The organism is Mesorhizobium sp. WSM4887 (assembly GCF_029625865.1).
GTDB lineage: Bacteria > Pseudomonadota > Alphaproteobacteria > Rhizobiales > Rhizobiaceae > Mesorhizobium.
On sequence record NZ_JARTVP010000044.1, the window covers coordinates 1 to 326 of the forward strand.

Consider the following 326-nt stretch of genomic DNA (forward strand, 5'->3'; position numbering starts at 1 on the left):
TCGCCGGTGGCGCCGGTCGCACCTGTTGCTCCGGTCGCACCTGTCGAGCCCGTTGCTCCGGTATCACCCGTAGCGCCAGTCGCACCTGTGGCGCCGGTTGCGCCAGTCGAGCCGGTATCGCCCGTGGCGCCAGTCGCACCCGTAGCGCCGGTCGAGCCGGTATCGCCCGTAGCACCAGTGGCGCCGGTTGCTCCAGTCGCCCCAGTGGCCCCGGTCGAACCCGTTGCTCCGGTATCACCCGTTGCTCCAGTCGAGCCGGTCGCACCCGTTGCACCCGTAGCGCCGGTCGCACCTGTTGCACCCGTCGAGCCCGTTGCTCCGGTATC

At 70.9% G+C, this 326-nt stretch carries 1 protein-coding gene; it reads left to right on the forward strand.

Going from position 1 to position 326, the window contains the following annotated elements; genetic code table 11:
* Window positions 1-326, forward strand: a 326-nt coding sequence (locus tag P9230_RS32250; protein ID WP_278121753.1) for a hypothetical protein, incomplete at both ends; no start/stop codon positions are given.